The sequence below is a fragment of the Actinoplanes sp. NPDC048791 genome, assembly GCF_040650095.1.
Lineage (GTDB): Bacteria > Actinomycetota > Actinomycetes > Mycobacteriales > Micromonosporaceae > Actinoplanes.
Window position 1 is genome coordinate 1 of the sequence record NZ_JBEZGQ010000880.1, and the last position, 3,499, is coordinate 3,499.

General features: G+C 70.2%; 4 protein-coding genes and 1 pseudogene. 3 read left to right on the plus strand and 2 right to left on the minus strand.

The features are described 5' to 3' along the window. Together AB0C29_RS38970 and AB0C29_RS38975 are read right to left on the minus strand one after the other, a co-directional pair. A pseudogene (locus tag AB0C29_RS38970) lies at positions 1 to 279 on the minus strand (hypothetical protein); the annotation flags it as partial. Positions 280 to 374: 95 nt separating this feature from the next. Beyond that, positions 375 to 1,139, minus strand: coding sequence for a GNAT family N-acyltransferase (locus tag AB0C29_RS38975; protein ID WP_360831553.1), 765 nt, complete (start codon positions 1,137 to 1,139; stop codon positions 375 to 377). A gap of 157 nt (positions 1,140 to 1,296) precedes the next feature. On the opposite strand from AB0C29_RS38975, the gene AB0C29_RS38980 reads away from it, so the two are divergent. From AB0C29_RS38980 to AB0C29_RS38990, 3 genes are all read left to right on the plus strand, one after another. Beyond that, entirely contained in the window at positions 1,297 to 2,214 is a 918-nt protein-coding gene (locus AB0C29_RS38980) for an ABC transporter ATP-binding protein (RefSeq protein WP_360550463.1), read from the plus strand. Continuing rightward, on the plus strand, positions 2,211 to 3,038 hold the full coding sequence (locus AB0C29_RS38985; RefSeq protein WP_360831556.1) for an ABC transporter permease subunit: 828 nt from the start codon (positions 2,211 to 2,213) through the stop codon (positions 3,036 to 3,038). Before AB0C29_RS38980 ends, AB0C29_RS38985 begins: the two co-directional genes overlap by 4 nt. Before the next feature lie 150 nt (positions 3,039 to 3,188). Further along, on the plus strand, positions 3,189 to 3,499 hold a 311-nt coding region (locus tag AB0C29_RS38990; RefSeq protein WP_360831559.1), incomplete at its 3' end, for a hypothetical protein.

A 3,499-nucleotide genomic window follows, 5' to 3' on the forward strand; every position in this document is an offset into this window, starting at 1 on the left:
GTGACACCGCCCCCCGCTCGGTCTTCTGAAAGCTCCGCGTGACCGGACACCGGCGATTGCGTAGTTGCCTCGGACCGGCGTCACCGCCAGCAGCGCGACGACGTCCAGCCAGGAGACGTGGTTGGCCACCAGCAGGCTGCCGGGCCGCGGCGACGGGCCACGCCACACCAGCTTGACCCCCAGGGCCGCGAGGATGCCGCGGGAGATCATCCGCGCGGCGGCGTGCCGCAGCAGCGGCACCAGGACCAGAGCACTGAGCAGTACGCCGAGAAGCGCCATCAACCGCACGACCACGGTCCCGGCTCGCACAGCCTGCGCACCGGCCGGACGACATTGCGCCCCGCAAGCCGAAGCCGGCTGCCACACCGCCGAGCTCATCGAGTCGCTCCGAGGAAGTGGCGGCGGTAGCGCGGGTCCATCCGGTCCATGGAGAACAGCACGTAGAAGTCGGCGCAGTGGAAATCCGGGTCGTAGGCCGGCTCGCCGCACACCCAGCTACCCAGCCGCAGATAGCCCTTGAGCAGCGGCGGAGCCTGCGTCCTGGGGTCACCGACCTGATCGGTGCGAGCCAGCCAAGGGCTGCGCGGCCGCACCCGCAGGGCCGGCGGCGAGAGGTGCTTGGCCGAGACCCGGGCCCACACGCCGGCCGCCGTCGCGCCGCCGTCCTCGAGGCCGACCGAGGCGCAGCCACCCAGCCAGCGCAGGTTGTTCAGGTGCAGGTAGCGGGCGATCCCCGCCCACATCAGGTTGACCACGGCGCCGGAGCGGTGGTCCGGGTGCACGCAGGAGCGGCCGGTCTCGACGAGCTGGTCACGCAGCGGGCTCAGCCCGCTGAGGTCGAACTCGCCGTCGCCGTAGCGGCGCCCGGCGCGCTGGGCGGCCTTCGGGGTCATCATCCGGTACGTGCCGACGACCAGGCCGGTCGCGTCGTCCCGGACGATCAGGTGGTCGCAGAAGTCGTCGAACTCGTCGACGTCGCGGCCGTCGGGGGTGGCGCCGCGCAGCGTGGCACCGAGCTCGGCGGCGAAGACGTCGTGGCGCAGGCGCTGCGCGGCCGCGACCTGACTGGCGTCGTCGGCGATGAGCAGTGAGTAGCCGCTGGTCCCCGTGGGTGCGGCAGCGGTCATGAGTACCGTCATGGGATCTGTGTAGGGCTCGCGTCTGCCGACGGCGTGTCGCGCCAGGTGGCCCCGGATGACACTCACATGAACGACTCTGTCCGAGGTCGCCGATGGGACCACCGGGATTGCCGTGAACCGGTAGGTTGAGCGCTCAGTCGATCAGTGAGGAGCAAACGTGACGGCCGGGTCCGAGGAGATCGTCGTCTCCCACCTCACCAAGCACTACAAGACGCTGCGAGCCGTGGACGACCTGTCGTTCACCGTGCACTCCGGGCGGGTCACCGGGTTCCTGGGTCCCAACGGCGCGGGCAAGACCACCACCCTGCGCATGCTGCTGGGCCTGGTCACGCCGAGCGCCGGCACGGCGACCTTCGGCGGTGTGCGCTACAACGACCTCGATCAGCCGATCCGGCACGTCGGCGCCGTGCTCGAGGCCTCCAGCGCGCACAAGGGCCGCACCGGGCTCAACCACCTGCGGATGATCTGCACCGCGGCCGGACTGCCCTGGCAGGCCGCCGACGAGGCGCTGGCCAAGGTCGGGCTGACCCCGGCGGCCAAGCGCAAGTTCAAGGGCTACTCGCTGGGCATGAAACAGCGGCTCGGCATCGCCGCGGCGCTGCTGGGCAACCCGCGGGTGCTGATTCTCGACGAGCCGGCCAACGGGCTCGACCCCGAGGGCATCCGCTGGATGCGCGACCTGCTCAAGGCGCTGGCCGCCGAGGGCCGTACGGTGCTGGTCTCCAGCCACCTGCTCGGCGAGATGCAGCAGCTCGCCGACGACGTGGTGATCATCGCCGCCGGCAAGCTGGTCCGGCAGGGCCCGGTCGGCGAGGTGCTCGGCTCGATGGCCGGGATGACCCAGGTGCGCGTGCGCACCCCGCAGGTCGAGGCGCTGACCGCCGCACTCTCCGAGCGCAACGCCACCGTGACCCCGCTGCCCGACGGCGCCCTGCTGGTCTCCGGCCTGGACGCGGCCGCCGTGGGGCACACCGCCTTCACCAGCTCGGTGGAGTTGCACGAGCTGGCCGGCGAGCGCGCCGATCTGGAACAGGTCTTCCTGCAGCTGACGGCCGGAAAGGCGGGCATCCGATGAACCTGGTGAAAGCCGAACTCTTCAAGATCCGGTCCACCTCGACCTGGTGGATCCTCGGCCTGGTCACCTTCGTGCTGTGGGCGCTGACCCTGCTGATCAACTGGGCCGGCAGCACCGTCAACGCGAGCGCGGAGTCCACCGAGGGCCTGACCGCGGACCAGGCGGAGCAGGTCCGGGTGGCCAACGAGGCCGTCAACGTGGCGTCGAACCTCTACACCAGCGGCCAGTTCTTCGGCGTGCTGATGGTGATGCTGCTGGCCGCGATCGTGGTGACCAACGAGTTCTTCCACCAGACGGCCACCACCACTTTCCTGGTGACCCCGCGCCGCGAGTCCGTGGTGCTCGCCAAGCTGATCGCCTCGACCCTGCTCGGGCTGGTCTTCTGGCTCGTCACCACCCTGCTCAACCTGGTGTTCGTGCCGTTCATCCTGGACGCGCTCAACATCGGCTCCCAGCTCGGCGAGCCGGCCATCTGGCGGGCGGTCGGGCTCAACGCGCTGGCGTACGCCCTGTGGGCGATCCTCGGCGTGGGCGCCGGGGTGCTGATCCGCAGCCAGATCGGCGCCACCATCGCGCTGAGCACCACGTACGTGATCGGCTACTTCGGCGCCACCACGATCTTCTTCCTGCTCACCCCGCGCATCGGCGACTGGTTCGGCAAGCTCCAGGTGCTGGTCCCGCCGCTGGCCTCGCAGCTGATGGTCTCCGGCACCGAGCTGCCCGGCAACCCGCCCCGCTGGGTCGGCGCCGTCGTGCTGATCGGCTACGCGGTGCTCGCCGGCGGACTCGGCACCTGGCTCATGAAGCGGCGGGACATCGCCTGAGTGTCCTTCTCGCCCTCAGGAAGTTGGTCACAGACCGGACGTCCGGATGGTCACGGAAATCTCACGGCGTAGCCTTGACGGCGATTTCCTTTCCGTCCCGTGTGACGAACGTCGCGTGCTGACAACTTGGTGAAAGAGGCGAACACGGAAGTGTCGACCCAGCAGACTTCGCATGAAAATCCACTCGCGGACTTCGGTCCCAACGAGTGGATCGTCGACGAGATGTACCAGCGCTATCTGGCCGACCCGTCCAGCGTCGACCCCGCCTGGCACGACTTCTTCGCCGACTACAAGCCGGCGATGGCCTCGGGCTCGATCGCGACGCCCGACGAGGCCACCGCCGCCAACGCGAAGGCCACCGCCGCCAAGGCCGGCACCGACGCTCCCGCCGCGTCGACCATCGCGCCCGAGAAGCCCACCGTGCCCGCCAAGCCGGCTCCGGCCAAGCCCGCCCCGGCGGC